General features: G+C 69.9%; 28 protein-coding genes. All 28 read left to right on the plus strand.

The window, feature by feature from the left end; genetic code table 11:
- Nucleotides 1–341 precede the first annotated feature (341 nt).
- A complete protein-coding gene (gene rpsJ / locus KU893_RS20195) occupies nt 342–650 on the plus strand; it encodes a 30S ribosomal protein S10 (protein ID WP_007078637.1) in 309 nt (102 codons plus the stop codon).
- A 10-nt stretch (nt 651–660) separates the two neighbouring features.
- A complete protein-coding gene (gene rplC / locus KU893_RS20200) occupies nt 661–1,311 on the plus strand; it encodes a 50S ribosomal protein L3 (RefSeq protein ID WP_218236193.1) in 651 nt (216 codons plus the stop codon).
- 5 nt (nt 1,312–1,316) lie between these two features.
- A complete protein-coding gene (gene rplD / locus KU893_RS20205; RefSeq protein WP_218236194.1) occupies nt 1,317–1,928 on the plus strand; it encodes a 50S ribosomal protein L4 in 612 nt (203 codons plus the stop codon).
- Complete coding sequence (gene rplW, locus KU893_RS20210; protein ID WP_218236195.1) at nt 1,928–2,233, plus strand: 50S ribosomal protein L23; 306 nt, start codon at nt 1,928–1,930, stop codon at nt 2,231–2,233. Before rplD ends, rplW begins: the two co-directional genes overlap by 1 nt.
- Before the next feature lie 24 nt (nt 2,234–2,257).
- Entirely contained in the window at nt 2,258–3,094 is an 837-nt protein-coding gene (gene rplB / locus KU893_RS20215; protein ID WP_218236196.1) for a 50S ribosomal protein L2, read from the plus strand.
- 14 nt (nt 3,095–3,108) lie between these two features.
- Nucleotides 3,109–3,390: a 30S ribosomal protein S19 gene (gene rpsS / locus KU893_RS20220; RefSeq protein WP_139621517.1), complete on the plus strand. Its 282-nt coding sequence runs from the start codon at nt 3,109–3,111 to the stop codon at nt 3,388–3,390.
- On the plus strand, nt 3,387–3,806 hold the full coding sequence (gene rplV / locus KU893_RS20225) for a 50S ribosomal protein L22 (protein ID WP_218236197.1): 420 nt from the start codon (nt 3,387–3,389) through the stop codon (nt 3,804–3,806). Before rpsS ends, rplV begins: the two co-directional genes overlap by 4 nt.
- Nucleotides 3,806–4,636 (plus strand): 30S ribosomal protein S3, encoded by an 831-nt coding sequence (gene rpsC / locus KU893_RS20230; protein ID WP_218236198.1) that lies wholly within the window; start codon nt 3,806–3,808, stop codon nt 4,634–4,636. Before rplV ends, rpsC begins: the two co-directional genes overlap by 1 nt.
- A 3-nt stretch (nt 4,637–4,639) precedes the next feature.
- Nucleotides 4,640–5,059 (plus strand): 50S ribosomal protein L16, encoded by a 420-nt coding sequence (gene rplP, locus KU893_RS20235; RefSeq protein ID WP_139621514.1) that lies wholly within the window; start codon nt 4,640–4,642, stop codon nt 5,057–5,059.
- The gene (gene rpmC, locus KU893_RS20240; RefSeq protein WP_028656351.1) at nt 5,059–5,295 is read left to right on the plus strand and encodes a 50S ribosomal protein L29; all 237 of its coding nucleotides are present in this window, start codon (nt 5,059–5,061) and stop codon (nt 5,293–5,295) included. The genes rplP and rpmC overlap by 1 nt, the downstream gene beginning before the upstream one ends.
- Complete coding sequence (gene rpsQ / locus KU893_RS20245; RefSeq protein WP_203043709.1) at nt 5,295–5,567, plus strand: 30S ribosomal protein S17; 273 nt, start codon at nt 5,295–5,297, stop codon at nt 5,565–5,567. Before rpmC ends, rpsQ begins: the two co-directional genes overlap by 1 nt.
- A 66-nt stretch (nt 5,568–5,633) precedes the next feature.
- Entirely contained in the window at nt 5,634–6,002 is a 369-nt protein-coding gene (gene rplN / locus KU893_RS20250) for a 50S ribosomal protein L14 (protein ID WP_141797584.1), read from the plus strand.
- Nucleotides 6,002–6,397 carry a 50S ribosomal protein L24 gene (gene rplX / locus KU893_RS20255; protein WP_218236199.1) on the plus strand — a complete coding sequence of 132 codons (396 nt, stop codon included), beginning with the start codon at nt 6,002–6,004 and terminating at the stop codon, nt 6,395–6,397. The genes rplN and rplX overlap by 1 nt, the downstream gene beginning before the upstream one ends.
- Nucleotide 6,398: 1 nt before the next feature.
- Nucleotides 6,399–6,968 (plus strand): 50S ribosomal protein L5, encoded by a 570-nt coding sequence (gene rplE / locus KU893_RS20260; protein WP_218236200.1) that lies wholly within the window; start codon nt 6,399–6,401, stop codon nt 6,966–6,968.
- Between the two features lies 1 nt (nt 6,969).
- Entirely contained in the window at nt 6,970–7,155 is a 186-nt protein-coding gene (locus tag KU893_RS20265) for a type Z 30S ribosomal protein S14 (RefSeq protein WP_011757321.1), read from the plus strand.
- A gap of 77 nt (nt 7,156–7,232) precedes the next feature.
- Nucleotides 7,233–7,637 (plus strand): 30S ribosomal protein S8, encoded by a 405-nt coding sequence (gene rpsH / locus KU893_RS20270; RefSeq protein WP_218236201.1) that lies wholly within the window; start codon nt 7,233–7,235, stop codon nt 7,635–7,637.
- A gap of 22 nt (nt 7,638–7,659) precedes the next feature.
- Complete coding sequence (rplF, locus tag KU893_RS20275) at nt 7,660–8,199, plus strand: 50S ribosomal protein L6 (RefSeq protein WP_218236202.1); 540 nt, start codon at nt 7,660–7,662, stop codon at nt 8,197–8,199.
- A 2-nt stretch (nt 8,200–8,201) separates the two neighbouring features.
- The gene (gene rplR, locus KU893_RS20280; RefSeq protein WP_179727416.1) at nt 8,202–8,585 is read left to right on the plus strand and encodes a 50S ribosomal protein L18; all 384 of its coding nucleotides are present in this window, start codon (nt 8,202–8,204) and stop codon (nt 8,583–8,585) included.
- Nucleotides 8,586–8,610: 25 nt separating this feature from the next.
- Entirely contained in the window at nt 8,611–9,255 is a 645-nt protein-coding gene (rpsE, locus tag KU893_RS20285; protein ID WP_218236203.1) for a 30S ribosomal protein S5, read from the plus strand.
- Complete coding sequence (gene rpmD / locus KU893_RS20290; protein WP_139621508.1) at nt 9,255–9,443, plus strand: 50S ribosomal protein L30; 189 nt, start codon at nt 9,255–9,257, stop codon at nt 9,441–9,443. The genes rpsE and rpmD overlap by 1 nt, the downstream gene beginning before the upstream one ends.
- Before the next feature lie 2 nt (nt 9,444–9,445).
- On the plus strand, nt 9,446–9,886 hold the full coding sequence (gene rplO, locus KU893_RS20295) for a 50S ribosomal protein L15 (RefSeq protein WP_218236204.1): 441 nt from the start codon (nt 9,446–9,448) through the stop codon (nt 9,884–9,886).
- Between the two features lie 160 nt (nt 9,887–10,046).
- The gene (gene secY / locus KU893_RS20300) at nt 10,047–11,360 is read left to right on the plus strand and encodes a preprotein translocase subunit SecY (protein WP_218236205.1); all 1,314 of its coding nucleotides are present in this window, start codon (nt 10,047–10,049) and stop codon (nt 11,358–11,360) included.
- Nucleotides 11,357–11,932, plus strand: a complete 576-nt coding sequence (locus KU893_RS20305) for an adenylate kinase (RefSeq protein WP_218236206.1) — start codon at nt 11,357–11,359, stop codon at nt 11,930–11,932. Before secY ends, KU893_RS20305 begins: the two co-directional genes overlap by 4 nt.
- A 10-nt stretch (nt 11,933–11,942) precedes the next feature.
- The gene (map, locus tag KU893_RS20310; protein WP_257440820.1) at nt 11,943–12,785 is read left to right on the plus strand and encodes a type I methionyl aminopeptidase; all 843 of its coding nucleotides are present in this window, start codon (nt 11,943–11,945) and stop codon (nt 12,783–12,785) included.
- 166 nt (nt 12,786–12,951) lie between these two features.
- Nucleotides 12,952–19,833: a DUF5979 domain-containing protein gene (locus tag KU893_RS20315; protein ID WP_218236207.1), complete on the plus strand. Its 6,882-nt coding sequence runs from the start codon at nt 12,952–12,954 to the stop codon at nt 19,831–19,833.
- A gap of 5 nt (nt 19,834–19,838) precedes the next feature.
- Complete coding sequence (locus tag KU893_RS20320) at nt 19,839–20,969, plus strand: isochorismate synthase (RefSeq protein WP_218236208.1); 1,131 nt, start codon at nt 19,839–19,841, stop codon at nt 20,967–20,969.
- 215 nt (nt 20,970–21,184) lie between these two features.
- Nucleotides 21,185–22,237, plus strand: a complete 1,053-nt coding sequence (locus KU893_RS20325; protein ID WP_218236209.1) for a TerC family protein — start codon at nt 21,185–21,187, stop codon at nt 22,235–22,237.
- Between the two features lie 38 nt (nt 22,238–22,275).
- A complete protein-coding gene (locus KU893_RS20330) occupies nt 22,276–24,738 on the plus strand; it encodes an FHA domain-containing protein (RefSeq protein ID WP_218236210.1) in 2,463 nt (820 codons plus the stop codon).
- Nucleotides 24,739–24,750: the final 12 nt, after the last annotated feature.

Raw genomic sequence — 24,750 nt, forward strand, 5'->3', positions numbered from 1 at the left:
TCCCCGACGAGGTGGGCTCGGAATTTGGTCCGCCCCGCGAACTCTGCCAAGATGTTCCGGTTGCCCCGGACAGGTCGTCGGGGTGCGCGCCAATCTTGACTACTGAATCGTGTCTCCCCAGCGGAGTGATCGGCCCTGGCCGGTCCGAGCCGCGTGGAGCGTGTGCCGGTCGTCGACATCAGCTCGCACCGCGCGCCCGGGAGGCCCGAGGCAGCCAAGAACAACAGCTCGACTTCCCCAGGGAAGACGTGCGTGCCCAGAACGAGGCGCGACACGCCCGACCGCGGGGGTCGGAGCTGAAGGACCCAGAGTCGTACGACGAGTAAGGACGAGAGAGACCTATGGCGGGACAGAAGATCCGCATCAGGCTCAAGGCCTATGACCACGAGGTGATCGACACCTCGGCGCGCAAGATCGTGGACACGGTCACCCGTACGGGTGCGAAGGTCGCCGGCCCGGTGCCGCTGCCGACCGAGAAGAACGTCTTCTGTGTCATCCGCTCGCCGCACAAGTACAAGGACTCGCGCGAGCACTTCGAGATGCGCACCCACAAGCGGCTCATCGACATCATCGACCCCACGCCGAAGACCGTCGACAGCCTCATGCGCCTCGACCTGCCGGCCGGTGTCGACATCGAGATCAAGCTCTGAGGTTCGAGACATGACTATTGAGCGCAACGTGAAGGGCCTGCTGGGCACCAAGCTCGGCATGACCCAGCTCTGGGACGAGAACAACCGGGTCATCCCGGTGACGGTGGTCGCCGCCGGCACCAACGTCGTCACCCAGGTCCGCCAGCCCGAGCCGGACGGCTACAACGCCATCCAGATCGGCTACGGCGAGATCGAGGGCCGCAAGGTCAACAAGCCGCAGGCGGGTCACTTCGCCAAGGCCGGTACGACGCCGCGTCGCCACGTCGTCGAGATCCGCACCGCCGACGCCAGCGAGTACACCGTCGGCCAGGAGCTGCCCGTCGACACGTTCGAGGCCGGCCAGGTCATCGACGTGACCGGGACCAGCAAGGGCAAGGGCTTCGCCGGTGTCATGAAGCGTCACGGCTTCGCCGGCGTGAGCGCGTCCCACGGTGCCCACCGCAACCACCGCAAGCCGGGCTCGATCGGCGCGTGCGCCACCCCCGGTCGCGTGTTCAAGGGTCTGCGCATGGCCGGCCGCATGGGTACCGACACCGTCACCACCCAGAACGTCACCGTCCACGCCGTCGACGTCGAGAAGGGCATCGTCCTGATCAAGGGCGCCGTTCCCGGCCCCAAGGGCGGTCTCGTCGTTCTCCGCACGGCTGCGAAGAAGGGCTGAACACCATGGCCAAGACCGTTTCCGTCGACTTCCCCGCCGAGATCTTCGACGTCGAGGTCAACATCCCGCTGATCCACCAGGTCGTCGTCGCCCAGCAGGCCGCTGCGCGTCAGGGCACCCACGCCACCAAGCGTCGCGGCGAGGTCCGCGGCGGTGGCAAGAAGCCCTACAAGCAGAAGGGCACCGGCCGCGCCCGCCAGGGCTCGACCCGGGCGCCGCAGTTCGCCGGCGGTGGCGTCGTCCACGGCCCGCAGCCGCGTGACTACAGCCAGCGCACCCCCAAGAAGATGAAGGCCGCCGCCCTGCGCAGCGCCCTCTCCGACCGGGCCCGCAACGAGCGGATCCACGTCGTCGAGGGCCTCGTGTCCGGCGACAAGCCGTCGACCAAGGCCGCGCTCGCCTCGCTCTTCGAGCTGACCACCCGTCGCAAGTTCCTCGTCGTGCTCGAGCGCGCCGACAGCCTCACCTGGCTCTCGCTGCGCAACGCGCCCGAGGTCCACATCGTGGCGGTCGACCAGCTCAACACCCGCGACGTCCTCGTGAGCGACGACGTGGTGTTCAGCAAGGCCGCGTTCGACCGCCTCGTCGGTGGCAACGCCGAGGAGGAGACCAACTGATGAGCACCCTGCACAAGGACCACCGCGACGTCCTGATCGCGCCCGTGGTGTCGGAGAAGAGCTACAGCCTCCTCGACGCCAACAAGTACACCTTCCTGGTGCACCCGGACGCCAACAAGACCGAGATCAAGATCGCCGTGGAGAAGATCTTCGGCGTCAAGGTCACCTCGGTGAACACGCTCAACCGTCCGGGCAAGGTCCGTCGCACCAAGAACGGGCTCGGCAAGCGCAAGGACACCAAGCGCGCCATCGTGAGCCTGGCTGACGGTCACCGCATCGACATCTTCGGAGGTCCGGTCTCCTGACCGGGCTAGGTAGAGGAATCTGACATGGCTATCCGCAAGTACAAGCCGACCACCCCGGGCCGTCGTGGCTCCTCGGTGGCCGACTTCGCCGAGATCACCCGGACCACGCCCGAGAAGTCGCTGACCCGCCCGCTCCCGAAGAAGGGCGGCCGCAACAACCAGGGCCGGATCACCACCCGGCACCAGGGCGGCGGTCACAAGCGTGCGTACCGGATCATCGACTTCCGTCGCTACGACAAGGACGGCGTGCCGGCCAAGGTCGCGCACATCGAGTACGACCCCAACCGCACCGCGCGCATCGCGCTGCTGCACTACGTCGACGGCGAGAAGCGCTACATCGTGGCGCCGAAGGACCTGACGCAGGGCATGCGGGTGGAGTCGGGCGTCGGCGCCGACATCAAGCCGGGCAACAACCTGCCGCTGCGCAACATCCCGGTCGGTACGACGATCCACTGCGTGGAGCTGCGTCCCGGCGGCGGCGCCAAGCTGGCCCGCTCGGCCGGCAACAGCGCTCAGCTCGTCGCCCGTGAGGGCTCGCGTGCCACCCTGCGTCTGCCCTCGGGCGAGATGCGCTACGTCGACGTGCGCTGCCGTGCGACGATCGGCGAGGTCGGCAACGCCGAGCAGTCGAACATCAACTGGGGCAAGGCCGGCCGCATGCGGTGGAAGGGCAAGCGCCCGACCGTCCGTGGTGTGGTCATGAACCCGGTCGACCACCCGCACGGTGGTGGTGAGGGCAAGACGTCCGGTGGTCGCCACCCCGTCTCGCCGTGGGGCAAGCCCGAGGGCCGTACGCGCAAGCGCAAGGCCAGCGACTCCCAGATCATCCGACGCCGCAAGTCCGGCAAGAACAAGCGCTGATAGGAACGTCAGAGATGCCTCGCAGCCTGAAGAAGGGCCCCTTCGTCGACGGCCACCTTCTCAAGAAGGTCGACGCCGAGAACGAGAAGGGCACCCACAACGTCATCAAGACCTGGTCGCGCCGGTCCATGATCATCCCCTCGATGATCGGCCACACGATCGCGGTCCACGACGGTCGCAAGCACGTTCCGGTCTTCGTGTCCGACTCCATGGTCGGCCACAAGCTCGGTGAGTTCGCGCCGACCCGCACCTACCGCGGCCACGTCAAGGAAGACCGGAAGGGGCGCCGTCGATGAGCACCACTGAGCGTCACCGCACCAGCGCGCGCCGCGAGTCGCTCCTGGGCGACGAGCCCGGCGCGTTCGCGACCGCCCGCTTCGTGCGGATCACCCCGATGAAGGCGCGCCGCGTCATCGACCTGGTCCGCGGCCTGCCCGCCGACGAGGCGCTGACCCTGCTGCAGTTCGCGCCGCAGTCGGCTTCGGAGACCGTCTACAAGGTGCTGCAGAGCGCCGTCGCGAACGCCGCGACCACCGAGGGCCTCGCCACCGGTGACCTGGTCGTCTCGGTCGCGCGGGTCGACGAGGGACCGACGATGAAGCGCTGGCGTCCGCGTGCGCAGGGCCGGGCCACCCGGATCAACAAGCGCACCAGCCACATCACCATCGCGGTCCAGCCGGCCGATGTCGTCGCGAAGAAGGGCAAGAAGTAATGGGTCAGAAGATCAACCCGAACGGCTTCCGCCTCGGCATCTCGACCGACCACAAGTCGCGTTGGTACGCCGACAAGCTGTACAAGTCCTACGTCGGCGAGGACGTCGCGATCCGCAAGCTGCTCAGCAAGGGCATGGAGCGGGCCGGCATCGCCAAGGTCGAGATCGAGCGCACCCGTGACCGGGTCCGCGTCGACATCCACACCGCGCGTCCGGGCATCGTCATCGGCCGCCGTGGCGCCGAGGCCGACCGCATCCGCGGCGAGCTCGAGAAGCTCACCGGCAAGCAGGTCCAGCTGAACATCCTCGAGGTCAAGAACCCCGAGATCGACGCGCAGCTGGTCGCCCAGGGTGTCGCCGAGCAGCTGTCGGGTCGTGTGCAGTTCCGCCGCGCGATGCGCAAGGCCATGCAGACCTCGATGCGCTCGGGTGCCAAGGGCATCCGGATCCAGTGCTCCGGTCGCCTCAACGGCGCCGAGATGTCGCGCACCGAGTTCTACCGCGAGGGCCGCGTTCCGCTGCACACGCTGCGTGCCGACATCGACTACGGCTTCTACGAGGCCCGCACGACCTTCGGCCGCATCGGCGTGAAGGTCTGGATCTACAAGGGCGAGGTCGCCGGTACCCGTGCCGAGCGCCAGGCCCAGGCCGCTGCCCGCGCCGGTGTCCCCGGCCGCGGTGGCCGCCCCACCCGTGGTGGCGACCGTCCGACCCGTGGGTCGCGCGGCGACCGCCCGAACCGCTCGGACCGCAACGCCGAGGCTGCCGCTCCCGCGGACGCCGTCGAGGCTGCGCCGGCCGCCGAGCCGACCACCGGAACGGAGTCCTGACCCATGTTGATGCCGCGTCGCGTCAAGCACCGCAAGCAGCACCACCCCAAGCGGTCGGGTGCTGCCAAGGGCGGTACGTCGCTCGCGTTCGGTGACTTCGGTATCCAGGCGCTGGAGGGTGCGTACGTCACCAACCGCCAGATCGAGTCGGCTCGTATCGCGATGACCCGCCACATCAAGCGTGGCGGAAAGGTCTGGATCAACATCTACCCGGACCGCCCGCTCACCAAGAAGCCGGCCGAGACCCGCATGGGCTCCGGTAAGGGCTCGCCCGAGTGGTGGGTCGCCAACGTCAAGCCGGGCCGTGTCATGTTCGAGCTCTCCGGCGTCCCGGAGGACATCGCTCGCGAGGCCATGCGTCGTGCGATCCACAAGCTGCCCATGAAGGCCCGTTTCATCACGCGAGAGGCTGGTGAGTTCTGATGGCGAACGTCATCCGCGCCCACGAGCTGGACGAGCTCAACGACGTCGACCTCGAGGCCAAGCTGCGCGAGGCCAAGGAGGAGCTGTTCAACCTCCGCTTCCAGGCGGCCACCGGCCAGCTGGAGAGCCACGGTCGGCTCCGCACGGTCAAGAAGGACATCGCCCGGATCTACACCGTGGTGCGTGAGCGCGAGCTCGGCATCCGGACCGCCCCGGGTTCGGAGGAGGAGAACTGATGAGCGAGTCCACTGAGACCGCGCGCAACGCCCGCAAGACCCGCGAGGGTCTCGTGGTCAGCGACAAGATGGACAAGACCGTCGTCGTGTCCGTCGAGGACCGCGTCAAGCACGCTCTGTACGGCAAGGTCATGCGCCGCAACACGCGGCTCAAGGCCCACGACGAGCAGAACGAGGCCGGTGTCGGCGACCGCGTCCTCATCATGGAGACCCGCCCGCTGTCTGCCACCAAGCGCTGGCGCGTGGTGGAGATCCTCGAGCGCGCGAAGTAAATCCGTTCGGCCAGGCTCAGACCCCTGTGAGGGTCTGAGAACCGGCACGACAACCAGGAGAAATCGATGATTCAGCAGGAGTCGCGACTCAAGGTCGCCGACAACACCGGTGCCAAGGAGATCCTTTGCATCCGGGTGCTCGGCGGCTCCGGTCGTCGCTACGCCGGGATCGGCGACGTCATCGTCGCCACCGTGAAGGACGCCATTCCCGGCGGCAACGTCAAGAAGGGCGAGGTCGTCAAGGCCGTCGTCGTGCGCACCGTCAAGGAGCGCCGCCGGCCCGACGGCTCGTACATCCGGTTCGACGAGAACGCCGCGGTGATCCTCAAGAACGACGGCGAGCCCCGTGGTACCCGCATCTTCGGCCCCGTCGGCCGAGAGCTGCGTGAGAAGAAGTTCATGAAGATCATCTCGCTGGCTCCGGAGGTGCTGTGATGGCTGCCCGCAAGAAGTCCGAGCAGGTTCGCAAGAAGCCCAACCTGCGCGTCAAGAAGGGCGACACCGTCAAGGTCATCGCCGGCAAGGACAAGGGCGCCGAGGGCAAGATCATCAAGGTCCTCCGTGAGGAGGAGCGCGTGATCGTCGAGGGTGTCAACCGCATCAAGAAGCACACCAAGGTCGTCGACCAGGGGGGGCGTGCGGGGAACACCGGCGGCATCATCACCACCGAGGCCCCGATCCACGTGTCCAACGTGATGCTGGTCGAGGGCGACGGCGTGACCAAGGTCGGCTACAAGCGCGTGGACGTCACCAAGCGCCGCCCCGACGGTTCCGAGTACCCCTCGACGCGCAGCGTGCGCGTCTCCCGCAAGACCGGGAAGGAGATCTGAGATGAGCGAGACCACCATCGAGAAGGTCACCCCTCGGCTCAAGACGAAGTACCGCGAGGAGATCCTCCCGGCGCTGAAGACCGAGTTCGAGATCGCCAACGTCATGCAGGTCCCCGGTCTGGTGAAGATCGTGGTCAACATGGGTGTCGGCGAGGCTGCTCGCGACTCGAAGCTGATCGAGGGCGCGGTCCGCGACCTCACCGCGATCACCGGCCAGAAGCCGGCCGTCACCAAGGCCCGCAAGTCCATCGCGCAGTTCAAGCTGCGTGAGGGCATGCCGATCGGCACGCACGTCACGCTGCGTGGCGACCGGATGTGGGAGTTCCTCGACCGGCTGCTGTCGCTCGCGCTGCCGCGCATCCGCGACTTCCGTGGCCTCTCGCCGAAGCAGTTCGACGGCCGCGGCAACTACACGTTCGGCCTGACCGAGCAGGTCATGTTCCACGAGATCGACCAGGACAAGGTTGACCGCCAGCGGGGCATGGACATCACCATCGTCACCACGGCGACCAACGACGAGCAGGGGCGCGCGCTGCTGAAGCAGCTCGGCTTCCCGTTCAAGGAGAACTGACATGGCGAAGACTGCGCTCAAGGTCAAGGCGGCCCGCAAGCCCAAGTTCGCGGTGCGCGGCTACACCCGTTGCCAGCGCTGCGGCCGGCCCAAGGCGGTCTACCGCAAGTTCGGCCTGTGCCGGATCTGCCTGCGGGAGATGGCCCACCGCGGCGAGCTGCCCGGCGTCACCAAGTCGAGCTGGTAACACCCAACCGTTGAAGGTCCACCTGCGAGCGGGCTTGCCCGCCGCGTGTGGAAACCACAGCAGAAAGAACACACATCATGACGATGACTGACCCGATCGCAGACATGCTCACGCGTCTGCGCAACGCCAACCAGGCGTACCACGACGCGGTGACCATGCCGTACAGCAAGCTCAAGGAAGGCGTCGCGGAGATCCTCAAGCAGGAGGGTTACATCACCTCCTACTCCGTGGCCGACAACGAGAACGGCGTCGGCAAGCTGCTGACCGTCACCCTCAAGTACGGCCGCAACCGTGAGCGCTCGCTCGCCGGCGTGCGCCGCATCAGCAAGCCCGGTCTGCGGGTGTACGCCAAGCACACCGGCCTGCCGAAGGTTCTCGGCGGCCTGGGTGTGGCGATCATCTCGACCAGCCAGGGTCTGCTGACCGACCGCCAGGCCAACCAGAAGGGCGTGGGTGGGGAAGTCCTCGCCTACGTCTGGTGACAAGGGAAGGAGAGAGAAGAACATGTCGCGCATCGGCAAGCTCCCCGTCCCGGTCCCGGCTGGGGTCGACGTCCAGATCAACGGCTCCGACATCACGGTCAAGGGCCCGAAGGGCACCCTGAGCCACACTGTGGTCGCTCCGATCACCGTCGAGAAGGGTGAGGGCGTTCTCGACGTCAAGCGCCCCGACGACGAGCGGCTCTCGAAGGCCTACCACGGCCTGAGCCGCACGCTCATCAACAACATGGTCATCGGTGTCACCGAGGGCTACGAGAAGAAGCTCGAGATCGTGGGCGTCGGTTACCGCGTCCTCTCGAAGGGCCCGACCCAGCTGGAGTTCCAGCTCGGTTACTCGCACCCGATCATCTTCGACGCTCCCGAGGGCATCACCTTCACGGTGGAGGGCCCGACGAAGCTCGGCGTCGTCGGCATCGACAAGCAGTTGGTCGGCGAGGTCGCCGCCAACATCCGCAAGCTTCGCAAGCCCGAGCCCTACAAGGGCAAGGGTGTCCGGTACTCCGGCGAGCATGTCCGCCGCAAGGTCGGAAAGGCTGGTAAGTGACCATGGCGATCACCCTCAAGCACCAGCGGAACCTCTCGGCGCGCGCCAGCTCCAAGCTGCGCCGCCAGATCCGTGGCCGCAAGAAGATCTCCGGTACCGCCGAGCGTCCGCGCCTGGTGGTCACCCGGTCGAGCAAGCACATCACCGCCCAGGTCGTCGACGACCTGGTCGGCAAGACCCTCGTGTCTGCCTCGACCCTCGAGGGCGACCTGCGCGCCTTCGACGGCGACAAGACCGCCAAGGCGAAGAAGGTCGGCGAGCTCGTCGCCGCCCGCGCCAAGGAGCAGGGCGTCGAGTCGGTCGTCTTCGACCGGTCGGGCAACAAGTATCACGGTCGCATCGCGGCCCTGGCAGATGGCGCCCGCGAGGGCGGCCTGACCTTCTGACCGCGAACAGGACTGAGGAGAGATCATGAGCGGACCCCAGCGCGGACAGCGTTCGGGCGGCGACCGTGGCGGCCGTGGTGGTCGTGACGGCGGTCGCGGTGGCGCCGAGAAGAGCCAGTACGTCGAGCGCGTCGTCGCGATCAACCGCGTCGCCAAGGTCGTGAAGGGCGGTCGTCGCTTCAGCTTCACCGCCCTGGTGATCGTCGGTGACGGCGACGGCCTGGTCGGCGTCGGCTACGGCAAGGCCAAGGAAGTTCCCGCGGCGATCGCCAAGGGCGTCGAGGAGGCGAAGAAGAACTTCTTCCGCGTCCCCCGCGTCCAGGGCACGATCCCGCACCCGGTCCAGGGTGAGAAGGCTGCCGGCGTGGTGTTCCTGCGTCCGGCCGCTCCCGGTACCGGTGTGATCGCGGGTGGCCCGGTGCGTGCGGTTCTCGAGTGCGCCGGCATCCACGACGTGCTCAGCAAGTCGCTGGGCTCGTCCAACCAGATCAACATCGTGCACGCGACCGTCGCGGCGCTCCAGATGCTGGAGCAGCCCGAGTCGGTGGCCGCGCGTCGTGGTCTGCCCGTCGAGCACGTCGCCCCGGCGGCGCTGCTCAAGGCCAAGGCCGAGGGCGAGGCCGCTGCGGCCGCCGCCAAGACCTCGGCGCCCGAGGCGGTGTCGATCTGATGGCACAGCTGAAGGTCCAGCAGACCAAGTCGAAGATCGGTGCCAAGGCCAACCAGCGTGAGACGCTGCGCAGCCTCGGCCTCAAGCGGATCGGCGACGTCGTGATCAAGGAGGACCGTCCCGAGATCCGGGGCATGGTCCACACCGTCCGTCACATGGTGACGGTCGAGGTCGTCGGAGGCGAGTGACAATGACGCTCAAGCTGCACCACCTGCGCCCCGCGCCGGGCGCCAAGACCGCCAAGACCCGCGTGGGTCGTGGTGAGGGCTCCAAGGGCAAGACCGCCGGACGTGGTACGAAGGGCACCAAGGCCCGCTACCAGGTCCCGGTCGCGTTCGAGGGTGGCCAGATGCCGCTGCACATGCGGCTCCCGAAGCTCAAGGGCTTCAAGAACCCCTTCAAGGTGACCTTCCAGGTCGTCAACCTCGACCGGATCAGCGCGCTGTTCCCCGAGGGCGGCGACGTCACCCCGGAGACGCTGGTCGCCAAGGGCGCCGTCCGCAAGGGCGAGCTCGTCAAGGTGCTCGGCCAGGGTGACCTGACGGTCAAGGTGTCGGTGAGCGCGAACGCGTTCTCGGCGTCGGCCAAGGAGAAGATCGAGGCTGCCGGCGGGACCATCACGGTCCTGTGACGGCGCTGCGAGGGGCGCGTCGGCCCCGGGTGTTGCCCGGGTCTCGTCGCGCCCCTCGTGTCATCTCCACGGTCTGCCCGGCGTCTCGCGCTGGCGGCTGTGTGCCCCCTGTTAGGCTTCCCGCTGGCCACAAGGCCAGCGATGAGAGAAGAGGACCCGCGTGCTCACCGCGTTCGTGAACGCCTTCCGGACCCCGGACCTGCGGCGCAAGCTGCTGTTCGTCCTGATGATCATCGTCATCTTCAGGGCCGGATCGCAGATCCCGGCACCTGGCGTGCATGTCTCCAACGTGGAGAAGTGCATCAAGGTGGTCGAGGAAGGCAGCAACGCCAGCCTCTACAGCCTGGTCAACCTTTTCTCCGGCGGAGCGCTCCTCCAGCTGACGATCTTCGCGCTCGGCATCATGCCGTACATCACCGCGAGCATCATCTTGCAGCTGCTCGTCGTGGTGATCCCGCGGCTCGAGGCCCTCAAGAAGGAGGGGCAGTCCGGGCAGACCAAGATCACCCAGTACACGCGCTACCTCACCCTGGGCCTCGCGGTCCTGCAGGCGACCGGCATCGTCGCCCTCGCGCGCACCGGCAACCTGCTCCAGGGCTGCGACAGCACGCAGTACCCGTTGTTGCACAGCAACGACACCAAGACCTTCCTCGTCATGGTCGTGACCATGACCGCCGGCACGGCCGTCATCATGTGGCTCGGCGAGCTGATCACCGAGCGCGGTGTCGGCAACGGCATGTCCATCCTGATCTTCACCCAGGTCGTCGCGACGTTCCCGATCGCCCTGTGGCAGGTCAAGATCAGCCAGGGCTGGTGGACCTTCGGCATCGTGATCGTGATCGGGCTCGTGCTCGTGGCAGCGGTCATCCTGATCGAGCAGGCCCAGCGCCGGATCCCGGTGCAGTACGCCCGCCGGATGGTCGGGCGCAAGATGTTCGGGGGCAGCTCGACCTACATCCCGCTCAAGGTCAACCAGGCCGGCATCATCCCGGTCATCTTCGCCTCCTCGCTGCTCTACCTGCCGGCGATGGCGGTCCAGTTCAACCAGGAGAACCCCAACCAGTTCATCCGGTGGGTCAACGAGTACCTCGTCGACCAGGGCCACCCGGTGCACATGGCGGCGTACTTCCTGCTGATCATCTTCTTCACCTACTTCTACGTGTCGATCACCTTCAACCCGCAAGAGGTGGCCGACAACATGAAGAAGTACGGCGGCTTCATCCCCGGGATCCGGGCCGGCAAGCCGACCCAGGACTACCTGTCCTACGTCCTGTCCCGCATCACGCTGCCGGGCGCTCTCTACCTGGGTCTGATCTCGCTCGTACCGCTGATCGCGTTCGTGCTGATCAACGCCAACCAGAACTTCCCGTTCGGTGGCACGTCCATCCTGATCATGGTCGGCGTCGCACTCGACACGGTGAAGCAGATCGAGAGTCAGCTCCAGCAGCGCAACTACGAAGGATTCCTGCGTTGAGGCTTCTGATCATGGGCCCGCCGGGCGCCGGCAAGGGCACCCAGGCGAAGGCCGTCGCCGACCACTTCGGCGTCCCGGCCATCTCCACCGGCGACATCTTCCGCGCGAACGTCGGGCAGGGCACCCCGCTCGGCGTCGAGGCGAAGCGCTACATGGACGCCGGCGAGTACGTGCCCGACGAGGTCACCAACAACATGGTTCGCGACCGGATCGCCGAGCCGGACGCCGACAAGGGCTTCCTCCTCGACGGCTACCCGCGCACCCTGGCGCAGGTCACCGAGCTCGACAGCATGATCGACGCGACCGGTCACCGGCTCGACGCGGTCCTCGTGCTCACCGTCGACCAGGACGCCGTCGTCGGCCGCCTGCTCAAGCGCGCCGAGATCGAGGGCCGTGCCGACGACACCGAGGACGTCATCCGGCGCCGCCTCGAGGTCTACGCCGAGGAGACCGAGCCGCTGATCGCGGTCTACGCGGAGCGCGGCCTGGTCGTCTCCGTCGACGGCATGGGCGAGATCGACGACGTCCAGCAGCGGATCTTCGACGCGCTCGACACCATCGCGCAGAGCTGACCGGCCGCACTTGTTCTTCGACCAGCACCGGATCGAGATCAAGACGCCGGAGCAGGTGCGTGTGATGCGTGCGGCCGGCCTGGTGGTCGGCCGCACGCTCGCGCGGCTGCGCGAGGCGGTGCGTCCCGGCATCACCACGGGTGAGCTCGACGCCCTCGCGGAGCGGAGCATCCGGGAGCAGGGCGCCGTCCCGTCCTTCCTCGGGTACGGCGTGCCGCCGTTCCCGGCCACCATCTGCGCGTCGGTCAACGACGAGGTGGTGCACGGCATCCCGGGCAGCCGGGTGCTCGTCGAGGGCGACGCCATCTCGATCGACTGCGGCGCGATCGTGTTCGACGACTCGGGCCAGGGCTGGCACGGCGACGCCGCGATCACCGTCGCCGTCGGCAGCGTCCGTGACGAGGTGGCTGAGCTGATGCGGGTCACCGAGGAGTCCTTGTGGCGCGGTCTCGCCGCCGCCCGGATCGGTGGCCGGGTCGGCGACATCTCGCACGCGGTGGCGTCGTACGTCCGCAGCCAGGGTGTCTACGGCATCGTCGACGGCTACACCGGCCATGGCATCGGCACCTCGATGCACATGGAGCCCGACGTCCCCAACGAGGGACGTCCCGGCCGCGGCCCCCGGCTGCGTCAGGGCACCGCGCTGGCCGTCGAGCCGATGATCACCCTCGGCACCCACGACAGCGACGTCGCCGCCGACGACTGGACCGTCGTCACGACCGACGGCAGCTGGGCCGCCCACTACGAGCACACCTTCGCGCTCACCGAGAACGGGGTGTGGGTGCTGACCGCGGAGGACGGCGGCCGTGCCCGCCTGGAGGCGCTCGGTGTGCCGTACGGAGGCACGGACTAGGTCCGCGGGCCGTGCGGCCGCAGATCTTGGTGAGACATAGATAACTTCTCGCCATTCTTGGTCTGGTGAGCCCTTCTGGTCCCGTACCTTCTCCTCCGGGAGAGGGAGCGTGACAACCGTGGATGAAGTGCGCCCGAAACAGGGTGGGAACCGTCGTCGCTGGGCCGTGGGTGCCCTCGCGATGCTGGTGGGCTCGATCGGCATGCTGGCGGTGGTGCCACCGTCGCAGGGCGCGCCGGACTCGCTGCAGATCGACAAGGTCGTCGACCGGGCCGAGCCGCAGCCCGGTCAGACCTTCACGTACCTGATCCAGGTGCGCTGCTCCGAGGACGACTGCCTGGACACGCAGGTCGTCGACGAGCTGCCCGATGAGCTGGTCGGCTTCCCGATCCAGAACGTGACCTTCAGCCCCAACGCCGCCACCGTGCCGCGCACCGTGACCTGGCAGCCGGGCGGCGCAGCGACGCCGCCGGCGAGCGTGGTGCCCGGCACCTCGCTCACCGTCGACCTGGCCCAGGTCACCGACGGTCCGGCGGGAACCGGTCTCCAGGCCGGGACGACCTACACGATCTCGGTCTCGCTGAAGGTGCCGGACGACTACCCGCCGGGCCGCAGCGCCGACATCGTGAACACCGCGCGGGTCTCGGCGAGCAACGCCGACGCCAAGCAGAGCGCCGCCACCATCACCATCGACGCACCGATCACCATGGGCGCGGAGGTCACCAAGTCGTGGCAGCCGGGCAGCCAGTCCTTCGAGCCGGGCGCCGACTCGACCATCGGCGTCGGCATCCGCAACAGCGGCAACGTTCCCGTCGGCCGGCTGAGCGTGCAGGAGCCGAAGATGGCGCCGGACGGTGCCGCGACGCTCGATGCCAGCAACCCGTTCACCATCACCGACTTCACGGGCTTCGGCGATGTCGCCCTCCCGGCCGGGTGCGACACCGTCCGGGTCGACGCCTACGTCCGTACGGCGGGCGCGTGGGCCTGGGTCGAGGGAAGCGCGGCGGCCGCTGCCGATCCGCTCGCACTCCCGGCCGGCGTCAGCAACGCCGACGTGGGCGGCGTCCGGATCACGTGCACCGGCGAGATCGCCCCGGGTGCGCGCATTCAGGCCGACCTCGGTCTCGAGCAGCGTGCCACGCACCGCAACGACAACAGCGGGCTGTCGACCGCCGAGCACCGGGTGGACAACGTCGCGACCGGAAGCGTGGTCCTGGCCGGCCAGCCGACGATGACCGACGACGCCACGGCCTCCTACGTCGTGCGCCCGGCGATCCCGACGGTCGACGCCACCAAGGACATTTCCCCGGGCACCATCACCGCCGGCCAGGAGGCGTCGGCGCTGATCGGCGGCACCAACGGCGAGGTGCCGGTCACCTCACTGGGGCTCAAGGACCGTGACTTCTTCACCGACGAGGTCATCTTCGGTGGTTTCACCGCACCCCTGAGCTGGCCCGCTGCCGCCACCGAGGCGAGCATCACCTACCACCTGCTCGCGGGTGGCACCGAGACCGTGGTCGTCACCAGCGGCCAGACGCCGGCGCCGCCGTCGGCGAAGATCTCCGGGTTCGACATCGACTGGACCGGCCCGATCCAGCCCAACGAGACCGGCGGCGCCCGCTTCGCGATCGCCACCACCGAGGACGCGACGGCCGGCGCCCCCGAGCTGACGCTCACCAACCGCGTGGACGCGGACGTGCGGGCGAGCAACGGGCTCACCGACACCGCCGAGGACAGCGACACGCTGCGGATCGTGGACCCGGCGATCAGCACCGCCCTGACCAAGACCGTGCGGCCCTCGGCCGCCGTGGAGCCGGGGGAGTCCGTGATCTCCTCGCTGCAGGCGAATGCCGTCGCCCAGGGAGACGGCGCGCTGGTCCACGACATCGTGGTCGAGGACGTCGTCGGCAACGGCGACGCCGAGTTCTGGGACGCCTTCGACCTGGTCTCGATCGCGCCCACCCAGGTACCCGCCGGGACGGAGCTGAGTGTCGAGGTCCAAGGTGCCGACGGCACCTGGCACGCCCTCCTGGTGCACGGGCCCGAGGCCGGAGCCAGCGTGCTGCGGCGCGACGCCACCGCCACCGCAGCCCTGCTCGCCGGCCTCGGCCTGAGCAGTGACACCGTGCAGGGGATCCGGTTCTCGTTCCACAACGCCGCCGGCTTCCCGAGCGACACCACCGTCACCCCCAACATCGAGTTCGTGGCGCGTGGGGACCTGCGCGACGGTGGCGTGATCACGCCCGGCCCGGACCGGCCCACGGCGTACGTGAACTCCGCGACCGTCGAGTCCGACGGCGAGTCCGCGGGCGGCGCCCCGCTCCACGACGGTGACGGCGATACCGGCACCGGCACCGTCGTCACCGACGACGGGGGCCCGGGCGATGGTGTCGAGATCCGCAAGACCTGGGTCGACGCGGCTGTCGACGCGCAGTCGGGAGACCGCTCGACGACGCACCTGGACTGGAACGTGGGCACCGGCCACACACCGGTCGTGATCACCGACGGCGTCGACCCGGCCACCACGCCGGTCGCCGAGACCGTGTACGACGCCTTCGACCTGGTCCGGATCGAGCCGGTCGCGGCGAGCTCCACGCCGTACACGAGCGGCTGGTACCTGCGCTACGACACGGTCACCCGGGTCTCCCTGTACGACGGCGCCGGCTGGACCGACGTCCCGGCTCCGGGCGGCTCGTGGCTGGACGCCAGCCGCGGCTTCAAGGGCTACGTCCTGACCGACGCGCAGCGTGCCTCCACGGTCGGCGTGCGGATCACGCTCGCCGAGACCGCCGCCGACACCACCGCCCGCCAGGCGGCCCAGCAGCCGGGCGCGGCGTTCGACCCGTTCGCGCCCGCCCCGGGCACCGGCGTCGGCGCCGGCAGCACCGACCGCCGGTTCTCGCTGGTCTGGCAGGTGCGTGACCAGGCCCGTTCCGACGGCGCCTTCGTCATCGAGGACCGCGCCTACAACACGTCCGACCAGGGCCTGGTCGAGAACGACGTCGAGATCGCGGGCACCCCGAGCGCGGGTGGCCCGGAGGTAACCGACACCGACGCCGACACCATCCAGATCCTCGACCCCGACCCGGGTGTCGCGGTGGCCAAGGCAGTCACGCCGACCACCCAGATCCACGTGCCGCCGGTGGGCACCGCCCCGGGCGACTACCCGACGGCCACCTGGACCCTGACCGGGCACAACGGGTCGACCGCGCGGGCGTCGTACGTCCGGCTCACGGACCCGGCGGCCTGCACCGACACCACGCTGCAGGCCTGCCAGAGTGCCGCCGACGCGACCGGGGCGCGGGCCAACCCGTTCGACCTCGGTGCCGACCACCTCGGCAACCCGTCGCGGCCCAACCCGTTCCAGCGCTTCGACCTGACCGGCGTGGCCATCGCGGCCAGCAGTCCGGCGCAGGTCGACCTCGCCGCGAGCGTCGTCTGGCTGCTTCGGTACGACGCCGCCACGGGCGACTACACCGCCGAGCAGACCACCGCCGCGGCGGTCAACGCCGGGATCACCGACCCCGGCACGGTCGTCGGCATCAGCGTGACCTTCCAGCCGACCAACCCGGCGACGTCCGGTGGCACGATCACCCAGGACAACAACCTGACGATGACCCTGCAGACCCGGCTCCGCCCGACGCTGCGGAGCACGGGCGCCGACCAGGTGCTGCGCGCGCCCGACACGCTCGACGTGGTCAACCGGGTGTTCGCCCAGTCCTACGACCCGGTCACCAGCCCGGGCGTCGCCACCGGCGACGTCGCCGACGCGAAGGTGGTGCTGACCGGTGGGGTCGTGAACATCGCGCCCACCAAGTCGGTCAGCCCGACGCTGATCAACGAGCCGTCGCCCGACGTGCCGGTGACGGTGACCTTGGGCGCCGACCAGGGCACCTCTCCGCGCAGCACGCTCTCGCCGCAGCGGGTCGTGATCGAGGACCAGGCCGGCTCGCCGGACTTCTGGAACACCTTCCGGTTCACCGGCCTCGGCGCGGTCACCCTGCCGGCCGGTGCGGACCGGGTCCAGGTCGACGTGTACGACGGCGCCCAGTGGGTCCTCGGCACGCCCGCCGCCACCGCGGCGCTGCCCGCCGGCGTGGCGAACGCCGACGTCCAGGGCGTCCGGTTCGCCTTCACCCGAGCCGACGGCAAGCTGCTCTCCGCCACCGTGCCGGCCCCGAACTGGTCGGCCACGGCGCGGTTCACCGTGCAGCTGCGCGAGACCTACCGTGACTCGGGCGAGTCGGTGGAGTTCACCGGCACCGTGCCGAACACGCAGACCTCGTGGACCACCCGACCCGACGGGAACGACTCCGAGCAAAAGGACGCGACCGCCCGGGTCGAGCTCTCGCACGGCACCCGTGAGCTCGCGGTCCGCAAGCTCACGAACGACGGCAACCGGCTCGCGTCGGTCGGCGACAACGTCCCGTTCGACCTCACCGTCAAGAACACCGGGACCGGCTTCCTGACCCTGACCGAGCTGCGCGACGTGCTGCCGCCCGAGCTGCTGTACACCGGCACTCCGGCGCCCGAGTACACCGCCGACCCGGCCGGCACCCTGTCGGACGACGTGACGGTGACGCCCGAGTCCGGCGGCTCCGTGCTGCGCTTCACCTGGCCCGCCGGCGGCGCCCAGATGCGGCCCGGCGAGGTGTTCGGGATCCGGCTGCACCTCGAGCTGCAGCCCGGGCTCGGCACCGGCCAGACCGCGACCAACACCATGACGGCGCGCACCGAGGAGAACCTCACCGCCTGCCGCAACACGGTGGCCGGCGGGCCACTGACCGGTGACTGGGGCCAGGACGCCCACACCTGCGGCACGTCCGACTACGTCGGCACCATCACCGGGCCCAACCTGTACACGGTCAAGGGGGTGCGCGGCTCGCTCGCGGGCGCCAACCAGCCCGGCGACCCGACCGCGGTGTGCGCGCCGAACCTGGCCGCGACCGGTGGCTCCTACTACCGCTCGCCCTGTGTCGCCAACAGCGAGGTCGACGGCACCGACGACTGGGTGCTGCACAGCATCAACGCCGGCACCGTGAACATCGACGAGATGACCGTCTTCGACCAGCTCCCGGTCCGCGGCGACCGGCAGCTGGTGTCGGGCGGGCAGCGCGGCTCGGCGTACCGGCCCCAGCTGGTGGCCGACTCGCTGCAGGTCTCCGCCCCCGCGGGCACGACCCGGACCGTCGAGGTCACCACCAGCGCGGGCGTCTGCGTCGGCACCTGGACCAACCTCACGACCCAGCCCGTGTGCCAGCAGAACGGCGAGAGCTGGTCGGTCGCGGACGCGAGCACGGACTGGTCGAAGGTGACCGGCATCCGCGTCCACCTCGACTTCCGTACGACGACCGCGGGCTCGCTGCGCGCCGGTCAGGCGGTCGACGTGACCTTCTCGACGCTCAACGTGCTCGCCTCCGACGCCGACCCGAGCGGTGTCGAGCGGGACGTGCCGGCCGCGGACCTGGTGGCGTGGAACCAGCACGGCATCAAGTTCAAGTACACCGGGGTCACCGCCTTCCGGCAGATCGCGCCGAACCGGGTCGGCGTCCGCCTGCGGACCGGCTCGGTCGAGATCCGCAAGGACATCACCGGGCCTGCTGCGGGGTATGCCCCGGCCCGGGTGAAGGTCGACGTCGCGTGCGAGGCCGGAGGCGTCGCCCTCGACCTCGGCGCGGGCGCGGAGGTCACGCTGACCCGGGCCGGTGACTGGCGGGCGGTCGTCGACGGCGTCCCGGTCAGCGCGAACGGCAGCTCCTGCACCTTCACCGAGCAGGGCGCGGTCGGCGAGTTCGGCGAGACGTCACGCTCCGGCACGCCGGTGACCATCCCCGTCACCGACGTCACCGGCACCGCCACGATCACCAACGACTACCGGTACACCGGACTGTCGGTGACCAAGCGGGTGCAGACCGAGGCGACCGGCACCACCTTCGGGCCGTTCACCTTCACCCTGCGCTGCTCCTCGATCACCGGCAAGGACGTCACCTTCGACGGCTCCGGCACGACCGAGCTGGAGTTCACGCTGCGCGACGGCGAGACCTTCACGGCGCCGGCCGACACGATCCCGGTGGGCGCGGCCTGCGTGGTCACCGAGACCGACCGGTTCTTCGCCGACCGGGTCGTCGTCACCGGCGGCGACGTGGTCGACCACGGCGACGGGTCCGCGACGGTCGCGACCGGCACGGAGCCGGCCGCGGTCGAGGTCACCAACGCCTACGACGCGGGCACGGTCACCGTGGAGAAGAAGGTCGACGGGGCCGGAGGAGCGCGTTGGGGCACCGGCGCCTTCTCCTTCCGGGTGCGCTGCACCTACCGCGGCCAGACGCCGTACGACGAGACGGTCCGGCTCACCGCCGGCGGCACCCGCACCGTGGGCCCGTTCCCGGTCGGCACGTCGTGCACGGTGCGCGAGACCGGGACCGGCGGTGCGACGTCGACGGCGCTCGCACCGGCCGACGGTACCGTCGTCGTGCCGGCGCCGGACCAGCAGGGCGAGCTGAGCCACGTGGCCGTCACGGCGACCAACGACTTCCGGCTGACCTCCCTGGACGTCGTCAAGAAGGTCGTCGGCGACACCGCGATCGACGGTGCCGAGGGGCCGTTCCGGGTGGCCCTCGCCTGCACCTGGCTCGTCGACGGACAGCGGGTCGCCTTCGACGTCCCGGGGGGAGCGACCCGGCTGCTGTCGCGCGGCAACGGCTACCGGGCGTCGTACCCGGAGCTGCCGTCGAGCGCGGCCTGCACGCTCACCGAGACCAAGGACGGCGGCGCCTCGTCGACCACGATGACCGCGAACGTCGCCGGCCAGGCGAGCACGTCGAAGAAGCCGACGATCGCCGTCGACCTCACCACGACGACCGGTCCGGGGCAGGCCTCGGTGCGGGTGGTCAACGAGTTCGACGAGGTGGCGGGCAACGAGGTCGGCAGGGGCGGCGGCCTGCCGAACGCCGGCGCGCCCTACCGGCCCTGGCACGTCGCCCTCGGGCTGCTGCTCCTGCTCGCCGGCCTCGGCGCGGTGGTCCGCAGCAGGCGTCAACTAGGCTGAGTGGCATGGCGCGAGACCCGATCACACCAGCGGCTCTCGCGGCTCGCCCGATGCTCTTCGCATCGGGCGAGGAGGCCTACATCGCCCACGCGGTGCGGCACACCTCCGAGGTGCCCGACGGCGCCGACCCCGCCTGGGCGGATGCGGTCGTCGCCGAGCTCGAGCCGGGGGAGCGGGCCTTGTGCGCGCTGTCCTTCGCCGCGGGCGCGCCCGGCCTGGCGCACTTCGTGACCGGCGCCGAGCACGCGCTGCAGCGACCCGAGGCGGACACCACGGTCGAGCGGACCTACCAGGTCACCGAGTTCCCCACGCCCGACGAGTACGCCGCGATGGTGGCCGCCGCGCTGGAGAAGATCGCCAACGGCGACCTGCACAAGGTGGTCCTCGGCCGGTGCCTCGACGTCGTGAGCACACCGCCGCTGGTGCCCGCCGAGATCATCGACCGGCTGCTCACCACGCGGCCGGGCCGCTACGTGTTCAGCGTCCCGCTCGACTCCTCGACCGACGGGGAGGGTCCGATCCTGGTCGGTGCCAGCCCCGAGCTGCTGGTGCGCCGCGAGGGCGCGGTCATCTCCTGCACCCCGCTGGCCGGCTCGGTCCCGCGCTCGAGCGACGCCGAGGAGGACCTGCGCCGTGCGGCCGGGCTGCAGGAGTCGGCCAAGGACCTCGCCGAGCACGCGTTCGTGGTCGAGGCGATCGTGCACGCGCTCAAGGACGTGTGCGTCGAGATCGAGTACCCCGCGACCCCAGAGCTGCTCTCGACCGACACGGTCTGGCACCTCGCCACCCCGATCCACGCCCGCCTCGCCGACCCGGTCGACGGCCCCAGCGCGCTGCGCCTGGCCCAGCTCCTGCACCCGACGCCGGCCGTCGGCGGCGTACCCACCGCGGCGGCGAACGCCGTCATCGCCGACCTCGAGGGCGACCTGCGCGACTGGTTCGCCGGCTGCGTCGGCTGGGTCGACCGGTACGGCGACGGCGAGTTCGCCGTGACCATCCGGGCCGCCGTCATGGACGGTCCGCGGCTGCGGCTCTTCGCCGGCGCCGGGATCGTCGCCGGCTCCGACCCCGCCTCGGAGGTCCGCGAGACCGGCGCCAAGCTGGCCACGATGGCCCGGGTCACCGGCCTGCCCTGACCGGTCCCCACCGGCGGCTGATTGGACCCGCTTCCTCCGCCCGTGGGAGGATCCGGGCACCAGGGGGGAGTACTCCTTCGCTGCGGGCTCGTCATCACGAGCGGTCGAAGTCGCCCGCTCCGGTCCCGTAGGCTGCGAGACGGCGCACCAGCCGTCGACAGCGGAAGAGACCTCGGGCGACCTGTCGACGCATCCGCCCCTGAAGGGACACCTCTATGGACGTGACCACCCTCGAATGGACGATCACCATCGCGGTGACCGTCGGAGTCCTCCTCTTCGACGTCTTCGTCATCGCCCGCGACCCGCACGAGCCGACGATGAAGGAGTGCGCGATCGCACTCAGCTTCTACGTCGGAGCTGCCCTCGCGTTCGGTGCGTTCATCCTCGTGCACCACGGGCACGACTACGGCATCGAGTTCTACACCGGCTGGTTGACGGAGTACTCCTTGTCGATCGACAACCTCTTCGTCTTCATCATCTTGATGTCGGCGCTCAAGGTGCCCCGGAAGTACCAGCAGGAGGCGCTGCTGGTCGGCATCGTGCTCGCGCTCGTCTTCCGCGGCATCTTCATCGCCCTCGGCTACGCCCTGATCGAGAACTTCAGCTGGGTCTTCTACCTGTTCGGCGCGTTCCTGGTCTACACCGCGCTCAAGCTGGTGAAGTCCTACGGCAGCCACGAGGACGAGCACCCCGAGGACAACGCGATCGTCAGCTTCGCGCGCAAGCACATGCGGGTCGGCGAGGCCTACCACGGCCTCAAGCTCTGGTACGTCGAGAACGGCGTGCGGTTCGTGTCGCCGATCGTGATCGTGATCATCGCGCTGGGCGTCACCGACATCTTGTTCGCGCTCGACTCGATCCCGGCGATCTTCGGCATCACCCAGGAGCCCTACCTCGTCTTCACCGCGAACGTGTTCGCGCTGATGGGCCTGCGCCAGCTCTACTTCCTGCTCGGCGGGCTGCTGCAGAAGCTGGTCTACCTGTCCCTGGGTCTGGCGTTCATCCTCGCCTTCATCGGCGTCAAGCTGGTCCTGCACGCACTCCACGAGAACGAGCTGTCGTTCATCAACGGTGGCCACGGCGTGCACGGCGCCCCGGAGATCTCCTCGCTGTTCAGCCTCGGCGTGATCATCGTGACCCTGGTCGTCACGGCCGTGGCGAGCCTGCTGAGGTCTTCGCACGGCGGCGACGACCACGTGCCCGACCACGCGGTCGCCCCGCGTGACGCGGCCGACGTCGACGACACCGCGGGCCCCGACTGGCGCTGACCCGCCGCGCCCGACCCGCACGCCCTAGGGTGTGCGTCGTGGATCGACTCCAGGTGCAGTGGGCCGGGCAGACGCGGACCTTCGACGGCCCGCGGGTCGTGGTCGGGCGCGAGCTCGACTGCGAGGTCGCGGTCACCGACGCCAAGGCGTCGCGGCACCACGTGGTGCTGCAGGTCGAGGACGGCGCCTGGGTCGTGGTCGACCAGAGCAGCAACGGCACCTACGTCTCGGGCCAGCGGGTCAGCCGCCTGCAGCTGACCGGGGCCCCGGTCAGCCTCCATCTCGGCGGCCCGACCGGGGAGCCGGTCGTCGTCAGCGTGCTGGCCCCGGCCGTGCCGCCGCCGCCTCCGCCCGCGCCTGCTGCCGCCCAGCCGGTGCAGCCGGTGCAGCCGCTCCCGCCGGTCCAGCAGCCGGCCTCGCGGCCGGTGCCGACCCAGGAGCCGGCGCCGGCGGGGGAGTTCTGGAAGAACCTGCCGCCGCCGCAGGTCCCCGCGAGCGGCGGGCCGGTCGACGCCTGGCGGCCGGCCGGCGTACTCCCTCCGGGACAGCTGCCCCACGGCCACTCCGTCGTGCTTCCCCAGCAGCTCCAGACCGGGCGGTCGCTGACGATCGGGCGTGAGCAGACCAACGACATCGTGCTCGCCGACCCCCTCGTCAGCCGGCATCACGCGCGGCTGGACCCCGCGACGCCGGGCGCGCCGGCGGTGCTGCACGACCTCGGCTCGTTCAACGGCACCTTCGTCGAGGGCCACCGGGTGCAGGGCGCCGTCCAGCTCCCGGTCGGCTCCGAGGTCATCTTCGGCAACCAGACCTTCCGCTGGGACGGCCACCAGCTGATCGCCTCCGCGACGGCCCACGAGTTCACGCTGTACGCCGACGGGCTGACCCAGGTCGTCGCCGGCGGCAAGCGGCTCATCGAGAACGTCTCGTTCAAGCTCGAGCCGCGCAGCCTCACGGCCGTCATCGGCCCCTCGGGCGCCGGCAAGTCGACGCTGCTCGGCGCGTTGACCGGCCTCAAGCCGGCCAGCCACGGCCGGGTGATCTGGCAGGGCCACGACCTCTACCAGCACTACGACCAGCTGCGCTTCCAGATCGGCCTGGTGCCGCAGCAGGACATCCTCCACCCGCAGCTCAAGGTCCGGCAGGGCCTGCGGTTCGCGGCCCAGCTCCGGTTGCCGCCCGACACGACGGCGCAGGAGTGGGACCACCGCGTGCAGACGGTCGCCGACCAGATGCAGCTGACGCAGCGTCTCGACAACCGGATCGGCACCCAGCTCTCCGGCGGCCAGCGCAAGCGGGTCTCGATCGCGACCGAGCTGCTCACCGCGCCGCCGCTGCTCTTCCTCGACGAGCCGACCTCCGGCCTCGACCCCGGGCTCGACCTCGAGGTCATGCGCCAGCTGCGCGCCCTCGCCGACGACGGCCGCGTGGTCATGGTCGTCACCCACTCGGTGCTCGCGCTCGACGTGTGCGACAACGTGCTCGTGCTCGCCCCCGGTGGCCGGGTCGCCTACTTCGGCCCGCCGTCCGGCGTGCTCGCCCACTTCGGCAAGACCAACTACCCCGAGGTCTTCGACCTGCTCGACGACGCCGACCTGTGGCAGCGGATCCCCGTGCCCCAGCATTCGGTCGACACCTCGTCGCTGCAGCAGTCGTACGCCGGCGCCGTGCCCGCTCCGCCGCGCCAGTCCGCCTCCCGCCAGCTGACGACCCTGGTCAAGCGCAACCTCGCGGTCGTGCTGGCCGACCGGCTGCTGCTCGGCATGCTCGTCCTGCTCCCGCTGATCCTCGGCGCACTGAGCCGCGTCGTGCCCGGCGAGAACGGCCTCTCGGTCCTCGAGGCCGGCGGCCGGATCGGCGAGGCGCAGCAGCGCCTGACCGTGCTGATCGTGGCGGCCTGCCTGATGGGCACCGCGCTCGCCATCCGTGAGCTGGTGGGGGAGCGGCCGATCTTCCGGCGCGAGTACGCCGTCGGCCTCTCGCCCGGCCTCTACTTCACCAGCAAGGTCCTCGTCCTCGGCACCGCCGCCTTCGTCCAGGGCCTGGTCGTCACCTTCCTCGCCGCCGTCGGGCTCCCCGGCGCGGACGGCACGGCCGGCACCTTCCGGGTCGCCCTCGCGATCGCCGTCCTGTCCGCGGTCATGGTCGTGATCGGCCTCGCCCTGTCCGCCCTGGTCACCAGCACCGAGCAGACCATGCCTGCCCTGGTCGGCCTCGTCATGCTCCAGCTGGTCCTCTCCGGCGCCCTGTTCGAGATCGCCGGCCGGGTCCTCCTCGAGCAGATCGCCTGGCTCTCACCCTCCCGCTGGGGGTATGCCGCCTCCGCCTCCGCGATCCAGCTGGTCGACCGGTTCGAGGGCACCGACCGTGCGGACTGGATCGCCCAGAGCGGTGCCGGGCACTACCTGATGGACCTGGTCATGCTGGGCCTGCTCGGTGCCGCCGCCTTCGGCGTCGGCCTGCTGCTGGTGCGACGCAGCGCTGAGGCCGCCCGCGACTGAGGGAATGCCCGG

The sequence above is a fragment of the Nocardioides daeguensis genome, from assembly GCF_019192965.1.
Classification (GTDB): Bacteria; Actinomycetota; Actinomycetes; order Propionibacteriales; family Nocardioidaceae; genus Nocardioides; species Nocardioides daeguensis.

Excerpts from the sequence above, each read along its gene's own strand:
- rpsJ (WP_007078637.1), top strand. The coding sequence starts at position 342 with ATGGCGGGACAGAAGATCCGCATCAGGCTCAAGGCCTATGACCACGAG.
- rpmD (WP_139621508.1), top strand. The coding sequence starts at position 9,255 with ATGGCACAGCTGAAGGTCCAGCAGACCAAGTCGAAGATCGGTGCCAAG.
- rpsE (WP_218236203.1), top strand. The coding sequence starts at position 8,611 with ATGAGCGGACCCCAGCGCGGACAGCGTTCGGGCGGCGACCGTGGCGGC.
- rpmC (WP_028656351.1), top strand. The coding sequence starts at position 5,059 with ATGGCGAACGTCATCCGCGCCCACGAGCTGGACGAGCTCAACGACGTC.
- rpsC (WP_218236198.1), top strand. The coding sequence starts at position 3,806 with ATGGGTCAGAAGATCAACCCGAACGGCTTCCGCCTCGGCATCTCGACC.
- rplV (WP_218236197.1), top strand. The coding sequence starts at position 3,387 with ATGAGCACCACTGAGCGTCACCGCACCAGCGCGCGCCGCGAGTCGCTC.
- rplX (WP_218236199.1), top strand. The coding sequence starts at position 6,002 with ATGGCTGCCCGCAAGAAGTCCGAGCAGGTTCGCAAGAAGCCCAACCTG.
- rplW (WP_218236195.1), top strand. The coding sequence starts at position 1,928 with ATGAGCACCCTGCACAAGGACCACCGCGACGTCCTGATCGCGCCCGTG.
- rplE (WP_218236200.1), top strand. The coding sequence starts at position 6,399 with ATGAGCGAGACCACCATCGAGAAGGTCACCCCTCGGCTCAAGACGAAG.
- rplO (WP_218236204.1), top strand. The coding sequence starts at position 9,446 with ATGACGCTCAAGCTGCACCACCTGCGCCCCGCGCCGGGCGCCAAGACC.
- rplB (WP_218236196.1), top strand. The coding sequence starts at position 2,258 with ATGGCTATCCGCAAGTACAAGCCGACCACCCCGGGCCGTCGTGGCTCC.
- rplP (WP_139621514.1), top strand. The coding sequence starts at position 4,640 with ATGTTGATGCCGCGTCGCGTCAAGCACCGCAAGCAGCACCACCCCAAG.
- rplF (WP_218236202.1), top strand. The coding sequence starts at position 7,660 with ATGTCGCGCATCGGCAAGCTCCCCGTCCCGGTCCCGGCTGGGGTCGAC.
- rplC (WP_218236193.1), top strand. The coding sequence starts at position 661 with ATGACTATTGAGCGCAACGTGAAGGGCCTGCTGGGCACCAAGCTCGGC.
- rplD (WP_218236194.1), top strand. The coding sequence starts at position 1,317 with ATGGCCAAGACCGTTTCCGTCGACTTCCCCGCCGAGATCTTCGACGTC.
- rpsH (WP_218236201.1), top strand. The coding sequence starts at position 7,233 with ATGACGATGACTGACCCGATCGCAGACATGCTCACGCGTCTGCGCAAC.
- rplN (WP_141797584.1), top strand. The coding sequence starts at position 5,634 with ATGATTCAGCAGGAGTCGCGACTCAAGGTCGCCGACAACACCGGTGCC.
- KU893_RS20320 (WP_218236208.1), top strand. The coding sequence starts at position 19,839 with ATGGCGCGAGACCCGATCACACCAGCGGCTCTCGCGGCTCGCCCGATG.
- rpsS (WP_139621517.1), top strand. The coding sequence starts at position 3,109 with ATGCCTCGCAGCCTGAAGAAGGGCCCCTTCGTCGACGGCCACCTTCTC.
- rpsQ (WP_203043709.1), top strand. The coding sequence starts at position 5,295 with ATGAGCGAGTCCACTGAGACCGCGCGCAACGCCCGCAAGACCCGCGAG.
- KU893_RS20265 (WP_011757321.1), top strand. The coding sequence starts at position 6,970 with ATGGCGAAGACTGCGCTCAAGGTCAAGGCGGCCCGCAAGCCCAAGTTC.
- KU893_RS20325 (WP_218236209.1), top strand. The coding sequence starts at position 21,185 with ATGGACGTGACCACCCTCGAATGGACGATCACCATCGCGGTGACCGTC.
- rplR (WP_179727416.1), top strand. The coding sequence starts at position 8,202 with ATGGCGATCACCCTCAAGCACCAGCGGAACCTCTCGGCGCGCGCCAGC.